Consider the following 25,753-nt stretch of genomic DNA (forward strand, 5'->3'; position numbering starts at 1 on the left):
ACCGGGTCCACAGGGGAGCGTCCAGGACGTTCCACTCCGTGTGTACTTCGCGCTGGGGGTTTCCGGCTCCGATGGAGCTCAAGTAGTAGTACTGCTGTGCTTGACGACCCCGGGGATCGCGACCAGCAGGGCCGTTGCGACGCAGGCATTTTGTCCGCTTCAGCCGATTGCCACGAAGACGTTGTCGATCTCGCCGGCGAACTGGTCGTTGCCTCTGTTCGTGCCCTTGCCGCCCACGCGCAGGGGCTCGGCGTTGGCGATCGACAGGTCCGGCGGCACGGCGGCCTCGGCTCTCGTGGCGCCGTCGACCGCCAGCGTCAGGCGGTCGCGCTTCCGGACGCAGGACAGGTTGTGCCACTGGCCGTCGGCCACGTCCAGCAGGGCCTCGGCACGATGGATCCGGCCGCTTCCGGCCAGGACGCATGACGGGTGGCCCAGCTTGTGATCCACCTGGAGTTTGTACTGGCTCACCCCGCCGACCGAGTAACCCTTCTGGACGACGTTGGCCCCGTCCGACAGGTCCGCGTGCGTCATCAGGACCGACGCGCCGTAGTTGAGCTTGCGGAGGCCGGGGTTCAGCGTGTCGTCCCGGACGCCCTCCAGGATGGCGCGCGGGCAGTCCCGTTCCCGGGCCAGCCGGCAACGGTCGGGATAGGAAACGGCAAGACCGGAGGACCCTTGCTGTCGTACGAGGCGCAGGATCCCGCCGTTCTCACCGACCGGCCGCAGCTCGTGCCCGCCGTTGACGTCGGTGATCGGCTTTCCCACGCCGCCGTCGAAGGTGTAGCGGATCGAGATCGGCCCGGGAGCGATGCCGATCGGCTCCGGCGGCATCGGCGGCGCGGAGGGCGAGACCGACATGGCCAGCGCGCCCGCCCGGGCCGCCGGCGTGTGCAGCGCGATGCCGTACGCCGGAAGGCGATAGAAATGCGCGACCGCGCCGGCCAGCACGACCACCGCCAGCGCCAACCCCCACCCTTTTCGTGACATGTCGGGATTGTGCGGCACCCACCACGCGCGGCGACGGACCAGCAAGCGATCGCACCGGAATTACGCCGGACGAGGTCAGCCGACCGCCCGAGGCGACGCCGGTACGTGTGGGTGAGCGGGCTCCCCCACCACCGCGTGGATCACGTCGTCCAATGTGATCACTCCGAGCGGTGTGCGGCCGTCGCCGACCAGCGCGATGTGCAGGCGGTCGCGGCGCATGGTCAACAGAAGATCGGCGAGCGTACGGTCGGCCGGCACCACCGCCAAGGGCCGGATGATCTCCGGTGGGATCGGGCGGGTGCGGCGCTCCACGCCGTACCCCAAAATGTCTTTGACGTGCACGAATCCCAGCACCCGGCGGGTCTCGCGCTGGACGACCGGAAAGCGGGACCGCCCGGTGCGCGTGGCCAGCGCCTCGACGGTCGCGGGGGACACGTCGTCGGCGATCGTGGTGACGCTCGACCAGGGCCGCAGCGTGTCGGCCGCCGTCCGGTCCTGCAGGCCGAGCGCCGCGTTGATCCGCGCGTACTGCTCCGTGCCGAGCAGGCCCTCGGCTCGCGCCTGCGTCACCATCCCGGCCAGTTCCTCGGCCGTGAAGACCGTCTTCACCGCGTCCGTCGACTCGATCTTCCAGAGGCGGAGGACGATCTTGGCGGCCCAGCGCATCGCGTTCAGCAGCGGCTTCGTGGCCGTGCAGAAGCCCAGCATGAACGGGCCGAGGATCAGCGCCGCCTTCTCGGGACCGGCCAGCGTGATGTTCTTCGGGACCATCTCGCCGATCACCGTGTGCAGGAAGACCACGATCATCAGGGCCAGCACGAACGCCACCGGATGGATCGCGTTCTCCGGCAGCCCCAGCGCCTCGAACGGACCCTCGAGCAGATGCGCGATCGCCGGCTCGGACAGCGCGCCCAGGCCCAGCGAGCAGACCGTGATGCCGAGCTGGGCGCCGGCGATCATCAGCGGGATCTGGCTCATCGCCGACAGGGCCCATCGGGCCCGTTTGGACGTCGCGGCCAGCGGTTCCAGGGCCGTACGCCGGGACGCGATCAGCGCGAACTCGCCGCCCACGAAGATGCCGTTGCCGATCAGCAGCAGGACGGTGACGAGCAGCTCAGTCATCGGCGGGCTCCGGCGGGATGACGACACGGACCTGCTCGACCCGGTGGCGGTCGACGGCCATGATGGTGAACTCCCAGCCGCCCGTCTCGTACGACTCGCCGACCTCCGGGATGTGGCCGAGCCGGGCCAGCAGGAAGCCGGCCAGCGTCTCGTACGGGCCCTCGGGCAGCTTGAAGCCGGTCTGCTCGATCAGCTCGTCCTCGCGCAGCAGGCCGTCGACCAGGAACGTCTTCTCGCCGCCGGGCGCGGTCAGCTCCACCGTCGACGTCTCGGCCTGCTCCGCGTCGTATTCGTCGGCGATCTCGCCGACCAGTTCCTCGATCAGGTCCTCGACCGTGACCACGCCGTCGGTGCCGCCGTACTCGTCCACCACGATGGCCAGGTCGGCGTCGGCCTCGCGCAGCGCCGACAGCACCTTGTCGAGGCCGAGGCTCTCCGGCACGTAGACCGGCTCGCGGGCGATCGTGGACACCCGCGTCGCGGCCCGCCGCTCGGGCGGCACGCCGAGCGCGTCGGGCACGCCCACCACGCCGGTGACCAGGTCGATCGTGTTCTCGTAGACCGGAAACCGGGTGTGACCGGTCTCCCGGGCCTTGGTGATCAGGTCGGCCACGCTGGCGGCGACGGTCAGCCCCACCACGTCGACCCGCGGGGTCATGGCCGAGGCGGCCCTCTTCTCACCGAAGCGGATCGTGCGGCGCACCAGCGTCGCCGTCTCGTTCGGCAGCGTCCCGGCCCGCGCGCTGATCGCCGCGAGCAGGCCCAGCTCCTCGGGCGAGCGCGCGCTGGCCAGTTCCTCCTGCGGCTCGACACCGATCCGGCGCACCAGCCAGTTCGCCGACCCGTTCAGCGCGCCGATCAGATATTTGAAGAGCTTGGAGAACGTCCGCAGCGGGGCCGCGGTCAGCAAGGCGGCGCGCATCGGCCGGGCCAGGGCCGCGTTCTTCGGCACCAGCTCGCCGAACAGCATCGACACGAGAGTGGCCACGACCAGGGCGATCGCGTGGGTGATGCCCTCGGTCGCGTCGCCGCCGATGGGCTCGATCAGCGGAGTGAAGATCTTGGACAGCGCCGGCTCGGCGAGATATCCGGTGAGCAGCGCGGTGATCGTGATGCCGAGCTGGGTGCCGGAGAGCTGGAACGAGAGCTCGTGCAGCGCGTGCTGCACCGTGCGGGCCCGGCGGTCGCCGGATCGGGCGCGGGCGTCGATCTCGGGCCGGTCGACCGTCACCAGACCGAACTCGGCGGCCACAAAGAACGCGTTGCCCGCCGTGAGCAGCGCGAACGCCGCCAAGGGGAGCACCGCGGTCAGGAACAGGCCGTCCATGATCGGTTCACCTCGGTCCCCATTGTGCCGGATGCGGGCGATTCCCGGCGTCCGGGCGCTTCGGCGATTGATCTTCGCCCGCTTTGGTTACCGTCAAGGGCATGAACCTTGCCGAGGAGTTCCTGCTGCTCGCGTACGACGATGACGGCACCCCGCTCACCGACGGCACGCACCTGGACAACGGCCTCGGCGGAGCGGTGCTGCTGGAGCTCGCGCTGGCGGGCCGGGTCGACATCGCCGACAAGAAGGTCGTCGTCCTCGACGGCGCCCCGACCGGCGACGCGATCCTGGACAGCGCGCTGGGCCGGCTCCGGGCCGAGGAGCGCGGCCGGCGGCCCGGCCATTGGGTCACGAAGTTCTCCAAGGACACCCGCCCGCGGGTGCTCGACCGGCTGGTCGCCGACGGTGTGCTGACCGTGGAGAAGGACAAGGTGCTCTGGGTCTTCCCGCGCACCCGGTACCCGGCCGCGAACGGCGTCGAGCCGGTCGCCGAGACCGAGGCCCGGCAGCGGATGCAGGCCGCTGTGGCCGGAGCGGGGGCGGTCGACCCCCGTACGGCTGCGCTCTGTGCCCTGGTCGCCGCGACCGACCTCGACAAGAAGGTCTTCGCCGGCCTGGACCGCAAAGGGGTCCAGGCGCGACTGCGCGAGATCGGCGAGGGCGCCTGGGCGGCCGCCGCGGTGAAGAAGACGCTGGACGAGATCCAGGCGGCCGTGATGGTCGCGATCGTCGCCTCGACCACCGCGGCCACCGCCGGCACCACGAACTAGCGGGTCAGACTTCCTGCTTGAGCGAGCGCAGGAGGACCGTCGCGACGTCCACGACCTCGACGTTCTCCTGCTCGCCCTTGCCGGTGACACCGTCGCCGATCATCGTGTAGCAGAACGGGCAGCCGACCGCGATCGTCTTGGCGCCGGTCGCGAGGGCCTCCTCCGTACGCTCGACGTTGATCCGCTTGCCGATCTTCTCCTCCATCCACATGCGCGCGCCGCCGGCGCCGCAGCAGAAGGACCGCTCCTGGTTGCGCGGCATCTCGACCAGCTCGCCGACCGCGCTCCCGAGCACCTCGCGGGGCGCGTCGAAGACCCGGTTGTGCCGGCCCAGGTAGCAGGGGTCGTGATAGGTCACGCCGCCGTCGACCGGCTGCACCGGCGTCAGCTTCCCGGTCTCGACCAGGTGGGCCAGCAGCTGCGTGTGGTGCACGACCTCGACCTTCAGGCCGAGCTGCTCGTACTCGTTGCCCAGCGTGTTGAAGCAGTGCGGGCAGGTCGCCACGATCCGCTTCACACCGGCTTCCTGAAGCGTCTCGACATTTTGCTGAGCCAGCATCTGGAAGACGAACTCGTTGCCGATACGCCGCGCCGGGTCACCCGTGCAGGTCTCGCCCTCACCCAGGATCGCGTAGTTGACCCCGGCCTCGTGCAGCAGCTTGGCCACGGCCCGGGTGGTCTTCTTGGCCCTGTCCTCGAACGCGCCGGCGCAGCCGACCCAGAACAGGTAGTCGAAGTCCTCGACCTCGCCGACCCGCGGCACCTCGAAGTCGAGGCCCTTGGTCCAGTCCTCGCGGGTGTTCTGCGGGGCGCCCCACGGGTTGCCCTTGTTCTCCAGGTTGCGCAGCATGACGCCGGCCTCGCTCGGGAACGACGACTCGATCAGCACCTGGTAGCGGCGCATGTCGACGATGTGGTCGATGTGCTCGATGTCGACCGGGCACTGCTCGACGCAGGCGCCGCAGGTCGTGCACGACCACAGCACGTCCGGGTCGATCACGCCCTGCTCGTCCTCCGTCCCGACGAGCGGGCGGTTGCCTTCCGCGAGGGCCAGCACGTCCATGTGGGCCAGCTGGGCCTCGGTCGCCTTCTCCTCACCGGTCAGATCTTTGCCGCCTCCGGCGAGGAGATAGGGCGCTTTGGCGTACGCGTGATCGCGCAGACTGAGAACCAGCAGCTTCGGTGAGAGCGGCTTGGCCGTGTTCCAGGCCGGGCACTGCGACTGGCACCGGCCACACTCCGTGCAGGTGGAGAAGTCGAGCAGACCCTTCCAGGTGAACTGTTCCACCTGGGCCACGCCGAACTGGTCCTTCTCCGGGTCGGCCTCCTCGAAGTCGAGCGGCTTGCCCTGGCTCATCATCGGCCGCAGCGCGCCCAGGCCGGAGCCCGCCGGCTTCTCGGGCGCGCGCTTGAAGAAGATGTTGAAGAACGCCAGGAAGCGGTGCCACGCCACGCCCATGGTCGGGTTCAGCGCGATCGTGATCAGCCAGCCCATGGAGATGAACAGCTTGACCAGCGCCACCCAGGTGGCGCCGTCCTCCCACGACGGCAGCGCGGCGCCGATCGCGTGCGACAGCGGCGCCGACCAGGTCGGGTAGGGCAGGTGGTCGTTGGCGGCCTTGAACCCGCGGATCAGGAACCCGCAGACCAGCACGCCGAGGATGACGGCCTCGACGAAGTACGCCTGCCACATCGTCGAGCCGAGGAACCTGCTCCTTTTGGACCGGTTGGCCCGCTGCCGTACGAAGATCAGATAGACGATGCCGAGCAGTCCCAGGATCCCGATCCACTCGGTGACGAACCCGAAGACCGTCCAGTGCCCGATGATCGGCAGCTCACCCGCGGGGTCGACGACCTCGAAGTACGCCTCCACGACCAACAGGAAAAGGATCATGAAGGAGACCATCACGAGCCAGTGCGCCGCCCCGATGGCCGACCACTTGAGCATCCGCGTGTGACCGAGCGTCTCGGTCAACATCGTCCTGGTCCGCGTGCCCTTGTCCGCGAAACGCGCGGGATCCGGCTGTCCCCGACGGATCACCGAGGTGATCGTCAGGACGGCGCGCACCGCCAGCACGACGGCCACCACCGTGACCAGGCCGGCCAGGACGGTGGCGACGATCTGCGCTATGCCCATCTGGGTTGTGCCTCCTCGGTCGGCAGTCCGACGCGCTCATGTTACCCGCGAGTAATCGACGACCGCACGCCGCCGGGTCAAGTAGCGCAAAGAGCACCCCGCGCCGTCGGTGCGGGGTGCGCTTGAATCGGACGAAGACGACGATACCCGCGTTAAGCAGGTATTACCGGCCTATCGCCAGCGCGACAGGATGCCCAGCGAGGCGACCATGCAGCCGAAGCCCACGGCGAGGTTCCAGTACCGCCAGGCCTCCACCGGGTACTGCTGCGACGACAGGTAATACACGACCAGCCAGGTGATGCCGATGACGATGAGCGCCACCGCGCTGATCGGCAACCACATCGGGCTCGGCTTCTTGGAAGCCGCTGTCGCCGCCGGACGAATGTCCGTCGGCGGCGTGTAGACCTTCTTCTTGCGAACCTGAGACTTCGGCACGGTGCATCTCCTGAAGGGCAACAAGTGGTGAACAACCCCACCGCTGAGCGGCTCCGGAGATCCCGAATGCTGCCCGTGGCGATTAATGTTCGACAGCTAGCGTAGTCAAGGCTGCGCTCAGACAGGCACCCGCCAGGCGAGGAAATTGTCCGGCACGATTTTCCGGGAGGAACGAGGACGTGGAATACACCACTGGCGCGCCCTCGTGGCGGCTCGTTCTGCGGCGCGCGCTCGGCGGTTTCCGGCCACGCCGGCGGGCCCAGCGCACGCGCGGCTGGTCCGCTGTGGTTCCGCTGATCGCGCTGGCCGCGGGCCTGCTCTTCACCACCTCCGCCCGGACGGCGGACGGCACGGCCCTGCGCGACGACCGGCGGCCCCAGCTGGCCCAGCTGATCGCCGACAAGCGGGTACGCCTCGACGCGCGCGAGAAGACGGCGGCCAAGCTCCGCGCCACGGTCGACCAGGACACGGCCCAGCTGGCGGAGGTCGACCCCCAGGTCGCGAAGGCCCGCAAGGCCGCCGACGCGCTGCGGGCGCCGGCCGGTTTCACGGCCCTGCAGGGTTCCGGGGTGACGGTCACCCTCGACGACTCGTCCCGCCGGAGCAACGAGTTCTCCGACGCCACCGCACCCGACAACGACGACCTCGTCGTCCACCAGGGCGATGTCCAGGCCGTGGTCAACGCGTTGTGGGCCGGAGGGGCCGAGGCAATGTCGATCATGGATGTCCGCGTCATCTCGACGAGCGCGGTACGCTGTGTCGGCAACACGCTGCTGCTTCACGGCCAGGTCTTCTCGCCACCGTTCAAGATCACGGCGATCGGCGAACCCACAGCGATGCATCGCGCGTTGGAGTCCGCGGAAGGGGTCCAGCAATTCCGGGATGCAGTCGCCGACTTCGGCCTCGGCTACACGGAAAGGGTCGAGAAGAACGTGACAGTGCGGGCGTACGACGGATCGAGTGATCTCCGGTCCGCGGAGGTTGCCGGGTAATGGCCGCTTCGGACACGCCGGCCGGCAGCGCCGGTTCGGGTCGCCACCGCGCGCCCGACGGCGACGCACAGACGGCCTACATCCCCCGGATCACGGATGCTTCCCCCGACGGCGTCCCTGGCGGCCCTCTGGCACCCCCGGTAGGCCTCAGCGGCTCACAGACCACCCCGATCCGCCCACCGGCCCCCACAACACCGCCGGCGGCCACCCCCGACCCACAGCCCGCGCCGCCCACCTTCCCGGCCCGTCAGGACCCCGCCGCCCCGCCGGCCGCGTTCTCAGCCCGGCAGGACCCGGCCGCGCCGCCCGCGGCCTTCCCCGCGCGGCAAGACCCCGCCACGCCGTCAGCAGCCTTCCCAGCCTCGCCGGCGACCTTCCCGGCACGGCAGGACCCCGCCGCGTCGGCCGCCTTCCCGGCACGCCCGGTCTCCGACCCCGCGTCGGCAGCTTTCCCACCGCGCCAGGAGCCCGCAGCCTCATCGGCGGCCTTCCCGACGCGACCGGAGCCCGCAACCTCTTCGGCGGCCTTCCCGCGGCAGGAACCCGCGGCCCCGTCGGCGACCCTCCCGAACTGGCAGGAGACCGCGGCCTCTGCGCGCCAAGAGCCCGCCGCCCCGTCGGCGGCCCTCCCGAACTGGCAGGAGACCGCGGCCTCTCCGCAGACCTTTCCGGCGCGCCAAGAGCCCGCCGCTCCGCCGGCGACCCTCCCGGACTGGCAGGAGCGCGAGGGTCAGCGCTCGACGGACCAGCCGCCGGCCGCCGCGGACACCGCCATCCTGCGGCCCGACGTGGCAACCCAGCAGCGCATCTCCTCGGCCCGCAACACACCCGACGAGCTGGACGCCGCGGTCAACGCCGCCCGTCAGCGCCCGATCGAGCACGCCGCACCCACGCCGCAGCAGTTCGACTTCTTCGGCGCCCCCATCGGCGCCACGCCCGAGCCCACCCCCTTCGCCCCCGCAGCCAGCGAGAGTGCCGCACCCAGCACGGGCACCGCGACCAGCGCATTCGACTCCCCGGCCCGAGGAAGCGCAGCGCCGAGCACCTTCGACTCCGGCGCCTACGGAAGCACCGCGGCCAGCACCTTCGAGCCCACAGCCTCAGGAAGCGCCGCCGTAGAAACCGGAGTCCGCGGAAGCGCGATACCGAGCGCCTTCGAAACCACCGCCCGAGCAACCGCCTCCCCGAGCGCCTTCGAATCCGCGGCCCGGGGAAGCGCCACGCCGAGCGCTTTCGACTCCGCGGCTCACAGCACCGCGCTGCCCGCTGCCCTCGAACGCGACAGCGCGGCGCCGACCTCACCCGGCGGCTTCGGCGCCGGGTCGAACGGCTTCGGCGCGCCCGAGCGGCACGACACCGGCCTCACCGCCCTCCAGACGGGCGGCGCCGGCACCTACCCGGCCGCCACCCCATGGCAGCCCGCTAATAACGACCAAAGCCACCAGCCCGCCCAAAGCTGGCAAAACGGCTCCGGCTGGTCCGCTGAGGCCCGCGAGGCGAACCGGGCTCCTGAGGCGCCTACGAGCCTGCTGCCCGCCGTACCCCCAATCAGCTCTCAACCGCCCCTGCGGGAAGCCACCGCGCTCTTCTCCGCAGTTCCCGGTAAGGCGGCGCAAGCCGCCAAGGTGAAGGCCGAGCCCGACGCCGCCCTCGGCGCCGCGTCGGTCGGCCCTCCGTCGCCGGGTGGTCCCAAGCCCACCGGAGAGGTTGTCGAAGAGGTGGAGCCGAAGCGGGGCGAGAAGGTCGTCAAGCTGCGACCGGAGCAGACCGGCGAGGGCTACAAGAGCGTCTACTCCGAGCTGACCCGGCCCACCGTCGCGTCCCGCGTCCGTGGTGGCATCCGCGTGTCGGGCGAGCTCATGATCACCTTTGGACTGATCGTCCTGCTCTTCGCCGGCTACGAGGTGTTCGGCAACTCGGCCAAGGTCCAGGCCGAACAGGACACTCTCGCGACCGAGCTCGACCAGGCCTGGAACGACCCCACCGTCGCGCCGGCCGCCTCCGCTCCGGCGGCTAAAGCGCCCGACGCGCCCGGCGCCAACCTGGTCGGACGGCTCTACATCCCGAAGCTCGACAAGAAGTGGGTCGTCGTCGACGGCGTCACGCCGGCCGACATCCGCTACGCGCCGGGCCACTACCCCGACTCGGCCGACCCGGGTCAGGTCGGCAACTTCTCGGTGGCCGGTCACCGGATCAAGAAGATCTTCTGGCGGCTCGACGAGCTCAAGGACGGCGACGTCATCGGTGTGGAGACCCGCACCAACTGGTACGTCTACCGTGTCTACGCCCAGGAGGTCGTGAAGCCGACCGCCGTCGAGGTCGTCGCGCCGGTGCCGGGCAAGCCCAAGGCCAAGCCGTCGAAGGCGCTGCTCACGTTGACCACCTGCAACCCGAAGTACAACAACTACCAGCGTCTGATCATCCACGCCGAGCTGGTCTCGACGTCGAAGCGCGACCAGAAGCTGCCCGACGCCGGCATGCCGACCCCGATCAAGACGGGGGCCTGAGGCCGATGTACGCCTGGATCTGGCGCAAGCTGCCGTTCGGTTTCTGGGGCAAGCTCAGCGGCTCACTCGGGCTGATCGCGGCCACCACCGCCCTGCTCTGGTATGTCGTGTTCCCCTGGGCCACCCCACTGCTGCCCTTCGACGACGTTCAGGTCGGCACGGGCACCGAGCAGCAGGGCCCGGATCCGAACTCGGTCGACTCCGACAGCCCCGATCACGGGCCGGACGAGATCCCCTACAGCACCGAGTCGAACGAGCCGCATCCTTCCGAGACCGCCACCACCGGCGGCGGCGACCTTCCGGGTGATTGACGTGCGCATTCTGGTCATCGACAACTACGACTCGTTCGTCTTCAACCTGGTGCAATATCTGGGCCAGCTCGGCGCCGACTGCGTGGTGCGCCGCAACGACGAGATCTCCGTCGACGATGTGGGCACCTTCGGCGCCGCCGGCGTGCTGCTCTCGCCGGGCCCGGGCACACCGGAGCGGGCCGGCATCATGATGGACGTCATCAAGGCGTACGCCGGTCAGGTTCCGATGTTCGGTGTCTGCCTGGGTCATCAGGCGATCGGCGCCGCGTTCGGCGCGACCGTCACCCGCGCTCCCGAGCTGCTGCACGGCAAGACCTCGCTGGTGCACCACACCGGTGAGGGCGTGCTGTCCGGGCTGCCCGAGCCGTTCACCGCGACCCGCTATCACTCGCTGGCCGTGCTGCCCGAGACCCTGCCGGCCGAGATCGAGGTGACCGGCCGCACCGAGTCGGGCGTGGTCATGGCGATGCGCCACCGCGAGCTGCCGATCGAGGGTGTGCAGTTCCACCCGGAGTCGGTGCTGACCGAGGGCGGCCACACCATGCTGGCGAACTGGCTGGCCTCCTGCGGCCTGCCGTCGGCCCTGGAAAAGGCGCCGCCGCTCGCCGCCGAGGTCGAGTCCCGGCGCCGAGCGGCGTTCGCCACCGCTTAGCTCAGCTCAGTCCTGCCGGTAGGCCAGCAGGGAGTCGCCGATCACGCCGCCGGCTCCCGTGCCACCGCCGTTGCCGGGCGGCGGCGTCGTGGTCTGGCCCGGGTCGGGCGTCTCGGTCGAGTCGGGCGGGGTGGTCTGCTCGGCGACGACCGTCAGGGTCACCTTGCCGCCCTTGACGATCGTCTCGCCGGCCTTCGGGTTCTGCTCGATGACCGTGCCGGGCGTGGCGTTCGTGTCGTCCACCGTCTGGATGCTGACGTTGAACGGGCCCGCAGTGTCGAGGATGCCCTCGGCCACCGCCTGCTGGATGTCGGTCACCTTCGGCATCTTGACGAGCTTGCCGTTGGAGATCGCGACGTCGATGGTGCTGCCCGGCTCGACCGTCTTGCCCTGCTTCTCGACCTTGGTCACCACGCCGGCCGGCTGGATGCTGTCGACCGTCTGGAAGTTCGGCGTCAGGCCCAGCTCGCGCAGCCGCGTGTTCGCGTTGTCCTTCGTGCTGCCGACCAGGTTGGCCGGCACGGTGACCTCGTCCGGCTTGTTGCAGAGCTGGTAGGAGATCGGCGTGTCCGTGGTTACCTTCTCGCCGGCCTTGGGCGTCTGGCTCTCGACGGTGCCCTTGCAGTCGGTGTCCTGGCGCGGCTTCTCGGCCGAGATCTTGGTGAAGCCGGCCTTCTCCAGTGCCTCGATCGCGTCGTCGTTGCTCAGGTCTTCGAGGTTGGGCACGGCCACCAGCGCCGGCGTCGACTGGGTGGGGGTCGGCGTCGTGGTGGGCTTGTCGTCGTCGCGCGTCATGGCCAGGGCCACACCGAGCACGATCACGACCAGCACACCGAGCGCGGCCAGCGAGGCCCACACCCACGAGGAGCGACGGTCCTGCTGCCGGGGCGGCATGCCGCCGACCGGCCGCTGCATGGTCGTCGCGGCCTGCGGCTGCCACTGCCGGGGCTGCGGGCCCTGCTGGAGCGCCATGGTCTCGGCCTGCGACATCACCGGGGTGGCCAGCACCGGGCGACCGGAGACGGCGCGCAGGGCGTCGGCTCGCATCTCCTGGGCGCTCTGGTAACGGTTGATCGGGTTTTTCGCGAGCGCCTTGAGCACGATCGCGTCGACGTCGGGCGGGACCTCGTGGTTGATCTCGCTGGGCGCCTTGGGGTCTTCCCGGACGTGCTGATAGGCCACGCTGACCGGGCTGTCGCCGACGAACGGCGGATGCCCGACGAGCAGTTCGAAGAGCACACAACCGGCCGCGTACACATCGGAGCGGGCGTCGACGGCCTCACCGCGGGCCTGCTCGGGCGAGAGATATTGCGCCGTGCCGATGACCGCGCTGGTCTGCGTCATGGTCGTCGCGCCGCTGGCCAGGGCCCGGGCGATACCGAAGTCCATGACCTTGACCTGGCCGTTCTGCGTGATCATCACGTTGCCGGGCTTGATGTCCCGGTGGATGATCCCGTGCCGGTGGCTGAACTCCAGGGCGGCGTCGATGTCGGCGATGATCTCGAGGGCCCGGCGCACCGGGAGGCGCTGCTCCTGGGCGAGAACCTCCTTGAGGGTCCGCCCGTTGACGAACTCCATGACGATGAACGGCTGCTTCTCGCCGGTGGCCGAGATCTCTTCACCGGTGTCGTAGACGGCCACGATCGCCGGGTGGTTCAGGGCCGCGGAGTTCTGCGCCTCGCGCCGGAACCGCTCCTGGAACGTCGCGTCGCGGGCCAGGTCGGTGCGCAGCATCTTGATGGCCACGTCGCGGCCGAGCCGGAGATCACGTCCCTTGTGCACCTCAGCCATGCCGCCGTAGCCCAAAAGCTCGCCGACCTGATACCTGCCACCGAGCAGGCGGGCCTGCGCCGTCATAGCGTCTGTCGTCCTTCGTTCGCTGAGATCCAGCCGGGGTTGGCGCCCGTCTGTGTGGTTAGACGGTACGACGCCGCCGGCGGTGCCCCGCCATCGACGCCCGTGTGGAATACGGCCGCGTTGTCCTGGCCCTGCTTGAGGAGGAACGAGATGACCCCCGCGCAGAGCAGGACCAGCAGCGCGAGAACCACGGCGAGCACGATCAGCACCTGCCGCCCGCCGGAGCTCTCCGGCTTGGCGGCCGGGGCCGGCTGTGATTGATACGGCTGGCGGTAGGGCTGCGGTTGAACCGGCGGCCCGGATGGTACGGAGGCGGCGCCGCGGGCGCCGGAGACGGGCCGCTGCACCGGTGGCGGATATTGCGGGCGGGCGGCCCCGCCCGCGACCGGCGAGCCGGGCATGGCCGGACCGGACGGCGGCCGTGGGACACCGGCCGGGCTGACCGGCGGCGCCGGGCGCATCGGCTGGGGCGCGCTCGCGGGCTGCTGAGCGGTGGCGGCCAGCGACGCCGCGGCCTGGCGGGCGATCGCGGCCATCGCCGAGGCCGACGGCCAGCGGGCGCCCGGGTCCTTGGCCATGGCGCGGTCGACGATGCTGCGCACCGCGGGCGGGATGTCGCCGGGCAGCGGGCGTGGGTTGTCCCGGACGTGCTTCATCGCGATCTCGAGCGGCGTGGCGCCGTCGAACGGCCGGTGGCCGGAGAGGCACTGATAGGCGACCACGCCGAGCGCGTACACGTCCGAGGCGGGCGTGGCGACGGCGCCGGACGCCTGCTCGGGCGAAATGTACGAGGCCGTGCCCAGCACCGAGCCGGCCACGGTGAGCTGACCGACCAGCGCCGACCGGGCGATGCCGAAGTCGGTGAGCACGAGCGTGCCGTTCGGGCGGACGAGCAGGTTGCCCGGCTTGACGTCGCGGTGGACGATGCCGTTCGCGTGCGCGGCCTGCAGCGCGTCGGCGGCCTGGGCGACCAGCGCCATCGTGCGGGCCGGGGTCAGCCGGCCGACCCGGCTGAGCGTGCGCGAGAGCGCGTCGCCCTCGACGTATTCCATGACCAGGAACGCGAGCTGCTGGTCACTGCCGTAGTCGTAGACGTCGACGACCCCGGGGTGGTTGATCGTGGCCATGGTGCGGGCCTCGCCCCGGAAGCGCTCGGCGAAGCCCGGCTCGTCGAGCAGCGCGGGCAGCAGGATCTTGACAGCGACGGTCCGGCCCAGCACCTCGTCGGTGCCGCGCCACACGTCGCCCATCCCACCGCCGGCGATGCGCTCGTCGAGACGGTAGCGCCCGCCGAGGGTCACCCCAGGGCTGATCATGCTCAGTCCCCTCCTCGACCGGCCGCGGCCTTCATGATGAGCCCGGCGATCCGGGCCGCCTCGGCGCTGGCATGGCCACCGGGCACGTTCTCAAGCATGACGCAGACCGCGGAGACCGCCTCGCCCTTCTCGTTGTAGGCGAATCCGATGAACCAGCCGTGCGGGTCGGCGCCCTCGGCGTTCTGGGCCGTACCGGTCTTGCCGCCGACCTCGAAGCCGCTGATCTTGGCCTTCTTGCCGGTGCCGTTCTTGACGACGCTGACCATCATCTCCTTGAGATCGGAGGCGACGGTCTCGTTCACCGGCGTACGCAAGGTCTTGGGGTCGGCGTTGTAGATCGACCGGCGGTCGGGGCTGAGCAGCTGCTGCACCAGGTACGGGCGCATCTGCTTGCCGCCGTTGGCCACCGTGGCGGCGATGAGCGCGCCCTGCAGCGGCGTCATCCGCACGTCGCGCTGGCCGATCGACGACTGGGCCAGGGCGCCCTTGTCGACGCTGCCGTCCGGGTTGGCGATCTTGCCGGTGTCGCTGGCCGCCACCGGCAGCCCGTCACCCTCGAGGTTGCCGACCTTGAGGCTGTCGTCCTCGAAGCCGAACGCCTTCGCGGCCGCCAGCACCTTGTCGCGGCCCAGGGTGACGCCGAGCTTGGCGAAGCCGGTGTTGCAGCTCTCGGTCAGCGCCTCGTTGAGGGTGACCTCACCGCCGGGGCAGACCTCGTCCTCGGCGTTGCGGATGACCGCGCCGCTCTCCTCGTACTTGCTGCCGGCCGGGATCTCGGTCTGCTGGTTGTAGCCGTTCTGCAGGGCGGACGCCGCGACGATCACCTTGAACGTGGACCCGGGCGGCAGCGTCTCCTGCGTGGCCCGGTTGAGCAGCGGCTGATCCTCGTCCTTGTTGAGCTTGTTGTACGCCGCCGCGGCCGCCTTCTCGTCGTGGCTGACCAGCGGGTTCGGGTCATAGCTGGGGATTGACACCATGGCCTGCACCGCGCCGGTGCGCGGGTCGATCGCGACCGCCGCGCCCTTCTCCACGTCACGCTGGTTGTTGAGCAGCTGCTTGTACGCCGTCTCCTGCGCGCTGGGGTTCAGCGTGAGCACGACATTGCCGCCACCGGTGTCATTGCCGGTGAACATGTCCTTCACCCGGTCGGCGAACAGTTTGTCGCTCTCGCCTGAGAGGAAGTCGTTCTCGCTGTTCTCGATGCCCGTGGCGGCCAGGCCGACCGGGCGGTAGCCCAGCACCGGCGCGTAGACCTCCTTCTTGGGGTACACGCGCAGGTACTTCAGGGTGTCGTCGGTGACCTTGTTGGTGGCCAGGCCGATGCCGCCGGCCTCGATCACTCCGCGCGGGCGCTCGTACTGCGCCACCACGACGCGGCGGTTGTACTCGTTCGTGCGGTAATCGTCGGCCTTGTACGCCTGCACCCAGTTCAGGTTGGCGAACAGCAGGCCGAACAGGACCAGGATGACCACGCCGGCCCGGCGAAGGGGTGCGTTCACGGCTTGATCACCTCCGTCATGGCGCCGTGGAGCTGGGTGGGGGCCTTCTTGGGTCCGCCGGGGCGGTCGACGCCGCCACCGCTCGCCGCGGGCCCCCGGGCCGCGTTGGAGATTCTCAACAGCATCGCGATCAACAACCAGTTCGCCATCAGCGACGAGCCACCCGCCGACAGGAACGGCGTGGTCTGACCCGTGAGCGGAATAAGTCCGGTGATGCCACCCAGGATGACGAAGACCTGCAAACCGAGGGTGAACGCCAGGCCGCCGGCGACCAGCTTGCCGAACGAGTCGCGCACCGCCAGACCGGCCCGCAGGCCGCGCTCGACGATCAGCAGATAGATCACCAGCAGCGCGGAGAGGCCGAACAGGCCGATCTCCTCACCCATGCCGGCGAAGATGAAGTCGGTGCGCACCTCGGGCACGAAGCCGGGCGACCCGGAGCCCGGGCCGGAGCCGAACAGCCCGCCCGTGCCGAGCGCGAGCAGACCCTGAACGAGCTGATAGCTGCCGCCCACCCGGTCGTAGTTCTCCGTCGCGAACGGCTCGAGCCACACCTCGGCCCGGTCGTAGAAGTTCGCGAACGGGCCACCGACCGAGGCGCCCAGCAGATAGGCCAGGTAGACGCCGCCGAAGAACAGCAGCAGACCGATGATCAGCCAGCTGGCCCGTTCGGTCGCCACGTAGAGCGTCACGACGAAGAGGCCGAAGTAGAGCAGCGCGGTGCCCAGGTCCTTCTCGAAGACCAGCACCAGGAGACTGAGCAGCCACACCGTGACGACCGGGCCCAGGTCGCGCCCGCGCGGGAAGTCGATGCCGAGGAACCGGCGGCTGGCCAGCGAGAGCACTTCCCTCTTGCGGACCAGGTAGTACGCGAAGAACGAGACCAGGGCCAGTTTGGCGAACTCACCGGGCTGGATCGAGAACGAGCCGACCCGGATCCACAGCTTGGCCCCGTTGATCTCGGACATGCTCGACGGGAGCACCGCCGGGATCATGACCAGCACGATGCCGACCAGGCCCAGGGTGTACGCGTAGCGGGAGACCACCTTGTGGTCACGCACCACGAGCAGCAGCACCGAGGCCAGAATCAGCGCGGCCAGCGTCCAGGCCAGCTGCCGCCCGCCCGTGCCGGCGAAGAAGCCCGGCTCGGGCTCGTTGTTGGCGATCGAGCGGGCCAGGTCGAGGCGGCGCAGGAAGCCCACGCCCAGCCCGTTGACCAGGGCCACGGCGGGGATCAACACCGGGTCCGCGTACGGCGCGGTGTAGCGCACGACGACGTGTAGCCCCAGGAAGAGCACGCTGAGCAGCGCCGCCGGCACCCAGAAGGTCGGGGTGATCTTGTCGAACTGATTCGCCTCGACGATGGCGCCGTACGCCGCGACCAGCGCCATCGCGAACGCGAGCAGACCCAGCTCGGCGTTGCGCTGGGTCTTCATTCCCGGGATACGCGACATCTCACCCGTGGAGCTGGGTGTGGGAGCCGGTACGGCGGGCGCGGTCAAGAGGTATCCCCAGACGTTGTCGAGCCGGAGCTCAGTTGACTGTCCGGCACCCGACCGGATCGACGACCGGGGGCGCGGACTCGGTTGCCTGAGCCGACGGCGGAGGAGCGGGTGCGGTGGTGGCGACGCCCGCCGACGCCGGCGCCGTGGGGGCCGGGGTGGTGGGAGCCGCAGCCGCCGCGGCGGCCGTGGTGCAGAGCGGTTTCAGGTTCGGGTTCGACGGCTGGTCGACGGTGAGCTCGGTCAGCATGCGCTGGGCGTCCGGCCGGTCCTCGGCGTGGATGCCCTCTTTCACCCTGTCCTGAGCGACCGAGGTCAGGTCGTCGAGCCGGGTCGGGCTGGTCTCGTTCACCGTCGACAGGTCGAGACCGGCGATCTGCCCCGGCACGCCGCGGAATATCGCGATCTGGCCCGCGTCGGTCGCGCCGACGTAGTACTGGTCCTGGGTGTATCGGTAGCCCAGCCAGAGGCCGCCGCCGAGCACAGCGAGCAGCACGAGCACGAGCAGGCTGGTGCGCACCGGGTGTCCCTTGGGGGCCGGCTCCTCCTGCTGCGGCTCCGGTTGCGGCTGCGCCGGCCGTGGGGCCTGGAGCGCGGCGGCCCGCGAGGCCGGGGTGGAGGCGTCGGCGACCGTGTTGTTGCCCCGGTCGATGGAGGCGGCGCCGCCCACGATGGGCGCCTGCTCGACGATGTCGGCGTCGGTCGCGTCCGCGATCACCACGGTGATGTTGTCGGGACCGCCGCCGCGCAGCGCGAGCTGCACCAGCCGCTCCACACACGCCTGCGGGTCGGCGATCTCCCGCATCGTCTGGCCGATCGTGTCGGCGCTGACGACGCCGGACAGGCCGTCGCTGCAGATCAGGTAGCGGTCGCCCTTGAGCACCTGGCGAACCGAGTACTCCGGGTCGATGTCCCGGCCGTCGAGGGCGCGGGTCAGCAGCGACCGCTGCGGGTGGCTGCTCGCCTCCTCGGGGCTGACGCGCCCCTCGTCGACGAGCATCTGCACGTAGGTGTCGTCCTTGGTGATCTGGGCGAACTCACCGTTGCGCAGAAGGTAGGCCCGGCTGTCGCCGATGTGCACCATGCCGAACTTGCTGCCCGAGAAGAGGACAGCGGTCAGCGTGGTGCCCATGCCCTCGAGCTGAGGGTTGGCGTCGACGGTGTCACGCAGATGTTGGTTGGCGAGACCGACCGCGTGGCGCAGCGCGTCGACCAGGGCGTCACCGGGGACGTCCTCGTCGAGGGGCGCCATCGCGGCGATGACGATGTTGGAGGCGACGTCACCGGCGGCCATGCCGCCCATCCCGTCGGCGACAGCAAGCAGCCGCGGCCCGGCGTAGACGGAGTCCTGGTTCAGGTCTCGGATCAGACCGCGGTCGCTCTGAGCGGCGTAGCGCAGGGTCAGGGTCATGGCCGTAACTCGAGTGAAGTGCGACCGATTCGGATCGGTACGCCAAGGGGGACGGGAGTAGGTCCGGAGACCTTACCGCGGTCGAGGTACGTGCCGTTCGTCGAGCCGAGATCCTCGACGAACCACTGACCGTCACGCGGCACGAGCCGAGCGTGCCGAGCGGAGGCGAAATCGTCGGTGATGATGAGGGTGGAGTCCTCAGCACGACCGATAGTGATCGGAGCCTCACTCAGCGTGATGCGCGTGCCGGCCAACTGACCGGCGGTCACCACGAGTTGCCGTGCCGCCTTACCGCGCTTGGCCTTCGCCGGCGGCGGACCCGAGGGCACCGTGCCACCCACCCCCCGAGGGCTGGCGACGATGCCCTTGGACCGAACCCCGGCGAAGAGATCCTTACGGATCACCCCCACCACCGTGAACACGAAGATCCACAGGAGGATGAGGAAGCCGAACCGGGCGACGGTGAGGACGAATTCGGGCAAGGTCGCTAGCCGTCCACTCGGAAGGTGAGCGTGGTCGTCCCGAGCTGGATCATGTCGCCCGGGTTCAGAGCCACGGCCGAGACCCGCTGACCGTTGACCATGGTCCCGTTCGTCGACCCGAGATCGGTCAGCACGACCTGGTTGCCGTCGTAGTCGAGGCGCGCGTGCCGCCGCGAGATGCCGACGTCGGGCAGGCGAAGGTTCGCCTGGTCACCACGGCCGATCACGGTCGAGCCCATCTGGAGCGGGTACGTACGCCCGTCACCGGAGATGAGGCCCACGCTGCCGCGCCCGTTCGGCACGCCACCGCCACCGTGCTGCTGGTAGCCACCCTGGTCGTAGGGCGGGTACTGCGGCCCGGCGTCGTAGGCCGGCTGCTGCACCGGGGCGACCTCGCCACCGGTGTAGACCTCGGCCGTGACGCGGAACATGCCCGTGTCGAGCCCGTCCCCGCGCTCGATCTCGACGATCACGTCGCCGTAGACCGTCCAGGCCTGCTCACCGATGAACTCGGCCTGAGACTGGGCCAGCTCCTGGGCCAGCGCGGCGGCATAGGGCGCCAGCCGGCTGTGGTCATAAGGTGAGAGGTCGATCACGTAGCGGTTCGGCACCAGCGTGCGGCCACCGGCCAGGATGGCCTTGTGCGCCTCTGCCTCCCGCTGCATGGCATTCAGAATCTCCACAGGGTGCACGACACCCTTGAACACCTTGGCGAAGGCCCCTTCGACAAGGCCTTCCAATCGCTTCTCAAAGCGCTGCAGCACGCTCACCGGCTCCTCCTCGGCTTCCGAGGACATGATGGTATCCGGCCGCCGCTTGCGCATCTCTAGCTCAAGGACGACCGGCACTTCTGACCCTCGTATGACACCCGTAGACGCCGTGCTAGTCTTCTCGGCGTCACAGGCGATATCAACTCGCATGGTGACCAGCGACAGCGTAGTCTGTCGCAGCTAGTAACAAAAAGGCAGGCCTTAGGGCAGGCCTCATAGCCACGGGGATGTGGCGGAATGGCAGACGCGCACGGTTCAGGTCCGTGTGTCCGAAAGGACGTGGGGGTTCAACTCCCCCCATCCCCACGAGACGCTGGGCGCCTTGTGTTCGCTGAGGAACGCGAACCGAGGCGCCTCGTCATATCTACCTGGGGGGCGACCCCCCAGACCCCCACGTTGCGGTGGGCGCGGTGGGGGATCCGGTTGCGCACGGGTGCCGGTCACCCCTGGGGTGAAGAAAAACGTAGTGAGATTTCTTCAGTCTGAAGTTTCTGTGGGGTGGCAGGTCACGATTTGGATTCGCGTCGTGTCTGTGAGGCTCGGGCGAGTCGCGGAGCAGAAACACCAGGGTTTGGCTGGGGTCCCGTTGCGACGGCTCACCTGGTCTTGATCGCAAGGGGCTGGGGTCCGCAACCGGGGTTTGGTTGCGGACCCCAGACGCTTGTGATCCCCTCGTCAGCCGCCGCAGCGGGACCCCACCCAAACCCAACCACCCACAAAGCCGCCACCAACCGTCAGGCGGAGGTCCCAGCAGCGATGGCCGGGGTCTGGGGCGGAGCCCCAGGAATAAGAAGGACCCAGCCGAACGCTCGGCCGGATGACTCCCCCTACCCCACCGCTATGCTCGGCGGCGAAAATCGACAGGTGGCCAACCCATGGAGCGTGCTGTGACCGCCAACCGGACCGACATCCATTCGGGCAAGCGCAGCGTCCTAGGCGTCCTGGTGGACATCACCGACTACGCCACGGCCACCCACCAGATCATCGAGGCCGCCCACGCCCGCCGCCCGTACGCAGTGACCGCCCTGGCCGTGCACGGCGTGATGACCGGCGTGGAGGACAAGGCCCACAACGCCCGCCTCAACTCTTTCGACCTGGTCACCCCCGACGGCCAGCCCGTCCGCTGGGCCCTGAACCTTCTCCACAAAGCCGAGCTGGCCGACCGCGTCTACGGCCCCACCCTGACCCTCAAGGTCGTGGAGCAGGCCGCCGCCGACGGCCTGCCTGTTTATCTGTACGGCTCCACCCAGCCCACCCTCGACCGCCTGATCCCGGCCCTGGAGGGCATGTTCCCCGCGCTGAAGATCGCCGGAGCCGAACCGTCCAAGTTCCGCTCCAGCCACCCCGGCGAGCGCGAGGAGATCGCCGAGCGGATCAAGGCGTCCGGCGCCCGCGTCGTCCTGGTCGGTCTGGGCTGCCCGCGACAGGAAATCTTCACGTACGCGATGCGTCCGCTTCTCGACATGCCACTTCTGGCCGTCGGCGCCGCCTTCGACTATCACGCCGGCCTCCTCAAGAACCCTCCGGCATGGATGCAGAAGTACGCCCTGGAGTGGCTGTGGCGTCTGGGTCTGGAGCCCAAGCGCCTGTGGAAGCGGTACATCCTGCTGAACCCCGCCTACCTGGCCCGATTGGCCGCCCAGCGCAGCGGTCTGTGGAAGGCGACTCCCCCCGCTCCCGCCACCGAGCCGGTCACGACCTTCGCGGTCTAGGACAAACCGCTCCACTGTGGGCGCTCGGGGTTTACCCGCGTGTCGGAGAACACTCCCCTACGGGTGTCGGTCCGGTGATAACCCGGTTTCGCTTCGTGCGCGCCAGGTGAAGGCTGGTCGATGTGAACACCGTTGCGGACCTCATCCTCGCCGGCGCCCTGGTCGCGGTCTGGCTCACCGCCGGGCTGCTGGCCGACAGGCTGTCGGCCGCCCGTTCGGCGCGTGAGCTCCGCCGCCGCGCCGCCATCCTCACCGCGCTGGTCGCGGCCGGCGCTTCGGTGTTCGTCGCCGTTCCGGTCGTGACCGGTCTTCTGCCGGGCGATTCGTCCGCTCCGGCGGCCGCGCTGGCCTCGGCCGTGCCGGCCCTGATCGTGCTCACCGCGAGCCTGCACCGGCTGGGCCGGGTGCGTCGCGGCGCGGGGGCGTTCGCCTCGGCTCCGCAGACTCCCGTTCCGCCGGGCCTGCGTGCCGCGGCCGCTCACCCGCTGATGTTGGTGCCGCTCCAGGTGACCGCCCTGGCCACCCTGGTGGGCCTGCCGATCGCGGCCCGGGTGGTGGAGGTGCCCGGGGCCGACCTCGCCGGTATAGCGATCACCGTGGTGGGTGTCGCCGTGCTGGCCATCGGGATCCGGGCCGCCTTGCGGCACAGCCGTCTCAGCGTGCTGGTGCTGGCCCCGATGGGGCGCGGCCGGCCGAGGGTCCCGGCCAGCATCCGCTAGTTCTTCTTGGCTTCCTGCACGTAGAGCAGCTCGAGGATCGAGCGGGCCGCTTCGAACCAGCGGTCCAGCCAGTCCGACGGCGGCAGCGTCCCCCGGGCCGGCAGCTCCATGAGCAGGCCGCGCAGCAGCGGGTGGTCGGCCATCGACTGCGATCCGGCATCGGGCCACCCGCTGGACGGGAAGACCGGCTCGGACAGGCCCTGCATGTCGAGCGACGGCAGTTTGGCCGCCCGGTCGAGCGGGCTGATCGGCTCGATGCTGTGTGACCTGCCCGGCGACCGGACGGGCAGCCCCGACGAGCTGTCGCTGGTCTCCGAAAGAGAGTCGCGCCTGTTCTGGCGGTACGCGCTGACTCCTCCGCTGAACCGGTCCTGCGCCGTGGAGGAGGATCCGTTGCTGAGGTTTTCCGAACCCATCGTCATATGTCTGCCCTGCCTCGCTAGCTTTTGGCGGTTCAACGAGGCGGCTGCGGAAATGACTACGGCCGGCTCTCCCGCTCGGCGGGAGGGCCGGCCGCGTGGTGACAGGACCGCGAGGTCAGAGGTCGAACTCGCCGTCCTTGGCGCCGCCGACGAACGCGTCCCACTCGGCGGCGGTGAAGATCAGCGCCGGACCGTCCGGGTTCTTGGAGTCGCGTACGGCTATGGCCTCCTCCACGAAGGCCACTTCGACGCAGTTGTCGGAGTTGGGGCCGCTGCGCGTGCTCTTGAACCACTGTGCGCGGCTCAGATCGAGCCGGAAACCCTTCGATTCGACTTCCACAATGGCTCCTCTACCAGCATTTCAATCATCTCGATGGACTCCTCCGGGGGGAGGGCCGTCGCCTGGATGTTCTCGAAGATGGAGATGTACTTGCCGAGCTCCTCGGCCTTCTCCAGAAACAGGCCACCGGTCGCGTTGTCGATGTAGACCACGTCCGCGTCCCCCTCCTCTTCGAACTCGAGAATGGCGAACGTGCTGTCCATGCCCGCATGCGCACCGGCGGCGAACGGCAAGATCTGCAAGGTGACGTTCGGCAACCGCGCGGCATTGATCAATTTCGCCAATTGATCACGCATCACCGCGTCGCCGCCGACCGGCCGGCTCACCACCGCCTCATCGAGCACCGCCCAAAGATCGATCGGATCGTCCTGAATCAATAACGATTGCCGCTCCATCCGGACGCGCACCCGCTGCTCGATTTCCTGGTCGTTGTCCCCCGACCGGGCGGCCCGAATCATCGCAATTGCATACTCTTCGCTCTGCAGCAAACCGGGTATGACCTGCTGTTCGTACGTCCGGATGCACCTGGTGGCCGCCTCGAGTCCCACATAGGCGCCGCTCAAAACCGTTGAAAAGGGATGCCACCATCCCTTTTGCCGCGCTTCTCGGGCAATTTGGACAAGCTCTTGCGTCACCGCGACACTTACGCCATAAATGTCCAGCATGGCGGCAACATCGGCGGGCGTGGCGCTCGTATGACCGGTCTCAATACGGGACACTTTGGACGTCGAACACCCGAGTCGCTCGGCCACCATGTCGATCGTGATTCGGGCCGCCTCCCGGTGCCGGCGCAACTCGACCCCGAGCCGGCGGCGGCGAATGGTGGGACTGCGATGCTGATTCACGAGCACCAGTCTCCCTGTCGATCATTTAATGATTCAAGTTGACGGCCGCCAAGACCAACAATCACGGATGGCTGACATGCAACTTGCATCGATCGAACTCGTAGTGCAATCTTTTCGGTATGGCTCGCGTCACTCTGTCAACTTGGAGGATGCGGCCGAGCGCGGCCCAGTGCACCGATCCGGCGCCGATTACGCGGTGCCGATCCTCGCCGCGTCCGAATTGGACTGATCCACTAGGGATCCTCCGCGGCATCGGTCATGGTGACGTTCTGCAACGCTTTCGGTGATTGGCACCATCGGATGCTTGCAATGGCGTTTCTGCCGTGCACACTTGTTGCTTCCGTGTCAAGGTTCACCCCGAGACGAATACAGGGCAGGAGTTGACGTGTTACCTCGGTCCGGTGATGTCATACACGTGACAAAGGCGGCCAGCGTCCAGTTCGCGGCGCCGATGCTCTTCCGTGTCATCCGGGTTCATGACTGGCCCACGTACGAGGGCTGGATCTGGCTGGACGGTTACGAGCTCAACCCCTCGGGAGACGCGGTCGAGCGACGATCCATCTTCGTCCAGGTCAGCGGCCTGCGTGCCGTCGGCAAGGCGCCCGACCCCCGGGCGCGCAACGGCCGGCAGCCAGGCCTGGGAAGCGGTGTGGTCCAGGCCCGCGCGGCCCGTGCCAATCGCTGACCGTCACTGACCGTCAGCGTCGGCGCCCGGCGTGGCGCCGGTGGTCGCGGTCGTCGTCGGCACGGTCGTCGTGCCCTCGGCGGCGACCAGGAGCGTGACGACAGTGTCCGGTGGTACTTCCTGCCCCTCCGCCGGGTCACTGTCGAACACGGTCCCCGCCGGCGCGTTCACCACCCGGTAGATGATCCGGTAGTTCAGGCCGGTCTCGTTCAGCGCCGACTGGGCCGCCGGCAACGCCAGCCCGCGCAACGCGGGCACCGTGACCTCGGTGTCCGTCGGATCGGTGGTGTTGGTTGTCGGCGCCGTCGTGGTCGGCGCCGTGCTCGGCGTGGTGGTTTCCGTGGTCGCCGTAGCGGTCGTGGTGGCGGCCCTCGTCGGCGCGGCCGCCGACGAGGTCGTCGCCACCGGCGCCGGCGTGTCGTCGCTGTCGTCGTCCTGCACGATCACGTAGATGGCCCAGGCCAGGACGCCGAGCAGGACCAGCGCGATGACGCCGACGACGATCGGCATCCACCACCGGTCACGCCCTCGCGGCTCGGCGTCGGCCGCCGTCCAGTCGACCTCCGGATATCCCCGGCCCGGCTGCGGCGCGCGCACCTCGGCCCGCCCCGACCAGGCCGGATTGGCCCGGCTGGGCGCCCAGTCGTCGGCGGGCATGACCGTGGTCGGCTTGTCCTTGAAGGCCGGCACCGTCCGTACGTCATCAAGCGTGTCGTCGGGCCGGGTGCCGCCCGAGAGCGTGTCGTCGTCCGACGGCGGAGGCACCGAGGCGGTGCCTTTCGTGCTCTTGTCTTCTGCGGCCGGCAGGTCGAGCTGGGTCGCGTCATCGGCGGCGGGCTTCTCCGAGGGCTCGCCGGGCCGCTTCTCGTCGGACATCAGCCACTCCTCCGGCTAGGTCACCCGCATGGGTCAACGTATCGAATCTTGGGGGACGTGTCTGGCCTCCCCGG

Annotated in this window: 24 protein-coding genes and 1 tRNA gene; 9 read left to right on the plus strand and 16 right to left on the minus strand. The window is 69.4% G+C overall.

The genetic code is table 11. From position 1 onward, the window contains the following. Positions 1-159: 159 nt before the first annotated feature. From ACFY36_RS47440 to ACFY36_RS47450, 3 genes are all read right to left on the minus strand, one after another. Entirely contained in the window at positions 160-990 is an 831-nt protein-coding gene (locus tag ACFY36_RS47440; protein WP_499752508.1) for a LamG-like jellyroll fold domain-containing protein, read from the minus strand. A gap of 75 nt (positions 991-1,065) precedes the next feature. After that, complete coding sequence (locus ACFY36_RS47445) at positions 1,066-2,112, minus strand: hemolysin family protein (protein ID WP_499752509.1); 1,047 nt, start codon at positions 2,110-2,112, stop codon at positions 1,066-1,068. Further along, entirely contained in the window at positions 2,105-3,439 is a 1,335-nt protein-coding gene (locus tag ACFY36_RS47450) for a hemolysin family protein (RefSeq protein ID WP_499752510.1), read from the minus strand. The genes ACFY36_RS47445 and ACFY36_RS47450 overlap by 8 nt, the downstream gene beginning before the upstream one ends. A gap of 101 nt (positions 3,440-3,540) precedes the next feature. On the opposite strand from ACFY36_RS47450, the gene ACFY36_RS47455 reads away from it, so the two are divergent. After that, positions 3,541-4,209: a GOLPH3/VPS74 family protein gene (locus tag ACFY36_RS47455; RefSeq protein ID WP_499752511.1), complete on the plus strand. Its 669-nt coding sequence runs from the start codon at positions 3,541-3,543 to the stop codon at positions 4,207-4,209. 4 nt (positions 4,210-4,213) lie between these two features. Here the strand turns inward: ACFY36_RS47455 and ACFY36_RS47460 are convergent, their stop codons facing one another. Beyond that, positions 4,214-6,346 (minus strand): (Fe-S)-binding protein, encoded by a 2,133-nt coding sequence (locus ACFY36_RS47460; protein WP_499752512.1) that lies wholly within the window; start codon positions 6,344-6,346, stop codon positions 4,214-4,216. A gap of 171 nt (positions 6,347-6,517) precedes the next feature. After that, positions 6,518-6,781 carry a cell division protein CrgA gene (locus tag ACFY36_RS47465; RefSeq protein WP_499752513.1) on the minus strand — a complete coding sequence of 88 codons (264 nt, stop codon included), beginning with the start codon at positions 6,779-6,781 and terminating at the stop codon, positions 6,518-6,520. A gap of 179 nt (positions 6,782-6,960) precedes the next feature. Between ACFY36_RS47465 and ACFY36_RS47470 the strand changes: the two genes are divergently transcribed. From ACFY36_RS47470 to ACFY36_RS47485, 4 genes are read left to right on the plus strand one after another with little or no spacing between them, the layout of a single operon-like run. Then, a complete protein-coding gene (locus tag ACFY36_RS47470; protein WP_499752514.1) occupies positions 6,961-7,773 on the plus strand; it encodes a DUF881 domain-containing protein in 813 nt (270 codons plus the stop codon). Continuing rightward, the gene (locus ACFY36_RS47475) at positions 7,773-10,280 is read left to right on the plus strand and encodes a class E sortase (protein WP_499752515.1); all 2,508 of its coding nucleotides are present in this window, start codon (positions 7,773-7,775) and stop codon (positions 10,278-10,280) included. Before ACFY36_RS47470 ends, ACFY36_RS47475 begins: the two co-directional genes overlap by 1 nt. 5 nt (positions 10,281-10,285) lie before the next feature. Continuing rightward, positions 10,286-10,591 (plus strand): hypothetical protein, encoded by a 306-nt coding sequence (locus ACFY36_RS47480; RefSeq protein WP_499752516.1) that lies wholly within the window; start codon positions 10,286-10,288, stop codon positions 10,589-10,591. 1 nt (position 10,592) lies between these two features. Beyond that, the gene (locus ACFY36_RS47485) at positions 10,593-11,243 is read left to right on the plus strand and encodes an aminodeoxychorismate/anthranilate synthase component II (RefSeq protein WP_499752517.1); all 651 of its coding nucleotides are present in this window, start codon (positions 10,593-10,595) and stop codon (positions 11,241-11,243) included. Between the two features lie 6 nt (positions 11,244-11,249). Here the strand turns inward: ACFY36_RS47485 and pknB are convergent, their stop codons facing one another. From pknB to ACFY36_RS47520, 7 genes are all read right to left on the minus strand, one after another. After that, positions 11,250-13,100, minus strand: coding sequence for a Stk1 family PASTA domain-containing Ser/Thr kinase (gene pknB / locus ACFY36_RS47490; protein WP_499752518.1), 1,851 nt, complete (start codon positions 13,098-13,100; stop codon positions 11,250-11,252). Further along, entirely contained in the window at positions 13,097-14,416 is a 1,320-nt protein-coding gene (locus ACFY36_RS47495; protein ID WP_499752519.1) for a serine/threonine-protein kinase, read from the minus strand. Before ACFY36_RS47495 ends, pknB begins: the two co-directional genes overlap by 4 nt. 2 nt (positions 14,417-14,418) lie before the next feature. Beyond that, complete coding sequence (locus ACFY36_RS47500; protein WP_499752520.1) at positions 14,419-15,915, minus strand: peptidoglycan D,D-transpeptidase FtsI family protein; 1,497 nt, start codon at positions 15,913-15,915, stop codon at positions 14,419-14,421. After that, positions 15,912-17,369, minus strand: a complete 1,458-nt coding sequence (locus tag ACFY36_RS47505) for an FtsW/RodA/SpoVE family cell cycle protein (protein WP_499752521.1) — start codon at positions 17,367-17,369, stop codon at positions 15,912-15,914. Before ACFY36_RS47505 ends, ACFY36_RS47500 begins: the two co-directional genes overlap by 4 nt. 79 nt (positions 17,370-17,448) lie before the next feature. Continuing rightward, the gene (locus tag ACFY36_RS47510) at positions 17,449-18,828 is read right to left on the minus strand and encodes a PP2C family protein-serine/threonine phosphatase (protein WP_499752522.1); all 1,380 of its coding nucleotides are present in this window, start codon (positions 18,826-18,828) and stop codon (positions 17,449-17,451) included. Then, positions 18,825-19,310 (minus strand): FHA domain-containing protein FhaB/FipA, encoded by a 486-nt coding sequence (locus tag ACFY36_RS47515; protein WP_097326886.1) that lies wholly within the window; start codon positions 19,308-19,310, stop codon positions 18,825-18,827. Before ACFY36_RS47515 ends, ACFY36_RS47510 begins: the two co-directional genes overlap by 4 nt. 5 nt (positions 19,311-19,315) lie before the next feature. Then, the gene (locus ACFY36_RS47520) at positions 19,316-20,107 is read right to left on the minus strand and encodes an FHA domain-containing protein (RefSeq protein ID WP_499752523.1); all 792 of its coding nucleotides are present in this window, start codon (positions 20,105-20,107) and stop codon (positions 19,316-19,318) included. A gap of 196 nt (positions 20,108-20,303) precedes the next feature. Between ACFY36_RS47520 and ACFY36_RS47525 the strand changes: the two genes are divergently transcribed. The 3 genes from ACFY36_RS47525 (at position 20,304) to ACFY36_RS47535 (ending at position 22,511) form a co-directional block, all read left to right on the plus strand. After that, positions 20,304-20,386, plus strand: a tRNA-Leu gene (locus ACFY36_RS47525). A 569-nt stretch (positions 20,387-20,955) separates the two neighbouring features. Further along, positions 20,956-21,792: a WecB/TagA/CpsF family glycosyltransferase gene (locus tag ACFY36_RS47530; RefSeq protein ID WP_499752524.1), complete on the plus strand. Its 837-nt coding sequence runs from the start codon at positions 20,956-20,958 to the stop codon at positions 21,790-21,792. A 122-nt stretch (positions 21,793-21,914) separates the two neighbouring features. Beyond that, entirely contained in the window at positions 21,915-22,511 is a 597-nt protein-coding gene (locus ACFY36_RS47535) for a hypothetical protein (RefSeq protein ID WP_499752525.1), read from the plus strand. Here the strand turns inward: ACFY36_RS47535 and ACFY36_RS47540 are convergent. From ACFY36_RS47540 to ACFY36_RS47550, 3 genes are all read right to left on the minus strand, one after another. Next, a complete protein-coding gene (locus ACFY36_RS47540) occupies positions 22,508-22,933 on the minus strand; it encodes a hypothetical protein (RefSeq protein ID WP_499752526.1) in 426 nt (141 codons plus the stop codon). The two genes, ACFY36_RS47535 and ACFY36_RS47540, sit on opposite strands and share 4 nt — an antisense overlap. Before the next feature lie 115 nt (positions 22,934-23,048). Further along, entirely contained in the window at positions 23,049-23,273 is a 225-nt protein-coding gene (locus ACFY36_RS47545; protein ID WP_499752527.1) for a DUF397 domain-containing protein, read from the minus strand. Further along, positions 23,237-24,118, minus strand: coding sequence for a helix-turn-helix domain-containing protein (locus ACFY36_RS47550; protein WP_499752528.1), 882 nt, complete (start codon positions 24,116-24,118; stop codon positions 23,237-23,239). Before ACFY36_RS47550 ends, ACFY36_RS47545 begins: the two co-directional genes overlap by 37 nt. A 385-nt stretch (positions 24,119-24,503) precedes the next feature. On the opposite strand from ACFY36_RS47550, the gene ACFY36_RS47555 reads away from it, so the two are divergent. Continuing rightward, entirely contained in the window at positions 24,504-24,803 is a 300-nt protein-coding gene (locus ACFY36_RS47555; RefSeq protein WP_498656202.1) for a hypothetical protein, read from the plus strand. A gap of 3 nt (positions 24,804-24,806) precedes the next feature. On the opposite strand, the gene ACFY36_RS47560 is transcribed toward ACFY36_RS47555, so the two are convergent. Continuing rightward, entirely contained in the window at positions 24,807-25,679 is an 873-nt protein-coding gene (locus ACFY36_RS47560; RefSeq protein WP_499752529.1) for a PASTA domain-containing protein, read from the minus strand. Positions 25,680-25,753 lie beyond the last annotated feature (74 nt).

Origin of the sequence: Actinoplanes sp. NPDC000266, from assembly GCF_042899005.1 — a bacterium.
Lineage (GTDB): Bacteria > Actinomycetota > Actinomycetes > Mycobacteriales > Micromonosporaceae > Actinoplanes.

Excerpts from the sequence above, each read along its gene's own strand:
- ACFY36_RS47445 (WP_499752509.1), bottom strand. The coding sequence starts at position 2,112 with ATGACTGAGCTGCTCGTCACCGTCCTGCTGCTGATCGGCAACGGCATC.
- ACFY36_RS47460 (WP_499752512.1), bottom strand. The coding sequence starts at position 6,346 with ATGGGCATAGCGCAGATCGTCGCCACCGTCCTGGCCGGCCTGGTCACG.
- ACFY36_RS47450 (WP_499752510.1), bottom strand. The coding sequence starts at position 3,439 with ATGGACGGCCTGTTCCTGACCGCGGTGCTCCCCTTGGCGGCGTTCGCG.
- ACFY36_RS47475 (WP_499752515.1), top strand. The coding sequence starts at position 7,773 with ATGGCCGCTTCGGACACGCCGGCCGGCAGCGCCGGTTCGGGTCGCCAC.
- pknB (WP_499752518.1), bottom strand. The coding sequence starts at position 13,100 with ATGACGGCGCAGGCCCGCCTGCTCGGTGGCAGGTATCAGGTCGGCGAG.
- ACFY36_RS47495 (WP_499752519.1), bottom strand. The coding sequence starts at position 14,416 with ATGATCAGCCCTGGGGTGACCCTCGGCGGGCGCTACCGTCTCGACGAG.
- ACFY36_RS47520 (WP_499752523.1), bottom strand. The coding sequence starts at position 20,107 with ATGTCCTCGGAAGCCGAGGAGGAGCCGGTGAGCGTGCTGCAGCGCTTT.
- ACFY36_RS47540 (WP_499752526.1), bottom strand. The coding sequence starts at position 22,933 with ATGACGATGGGTTCGGAAAACCTCAGCAACGGATCCTCCTCCACGGCG.
- ACFY36_RS47455 (WP_499752511.1), top strand. The coding sequence starts at position 3,541 with ATGAACCTTGCCGAGGAGTTCCTGCTGCTCGCGTACGACGATGACGGC.
- ACFY36_RS47510 (WP_499752522.1), bottom strand. The coding sequence starts at position 18,828 with ATGACCCTGACCCTGCGCTACGCCGCTCAGAGCGACCGCGGTCTGATC.
- ACFY36_RS47530 (WP_499752524.1), top strand. The coding sequence starts at position 20,956 with ATGGAGCGTGCTGTGACCGCCAACCGGACCGACATCCATTCGGGCAAG.
- ACFY36_RS47480 (WP_499752516.1), top strand. The coding sequence starts at position 10,286 with ATGTACGCCTGGATCTGGCGCAAGCTGCCGTTCGGTTTCTGGGGCAAG.
- ACFY36_RS47440 (WP_499752508.1), bottom strand. The coding sequence starts at position 990 with ATGTCACGAAAAGGGTGGGGGTTGGCGCTGGCGGTGGTCGTGCTGGCC.
- ACFY36_RS47560 (WP_499752529.1), bottom strand. The coding sequence starts at position 25,679 with ATGTCCGACGAGAAGCGGCCCGGCGAGCCCTCGGAGAAGCCCGCCGCC.
- ACFY36_RS47505 (WP_499752521.1), bottom strand. The coding sequence starts at position 17,369 with ATGTCGCGTATCCCGGGAATGAAGACCCAGCGCAACGCCGAGCTGGGT.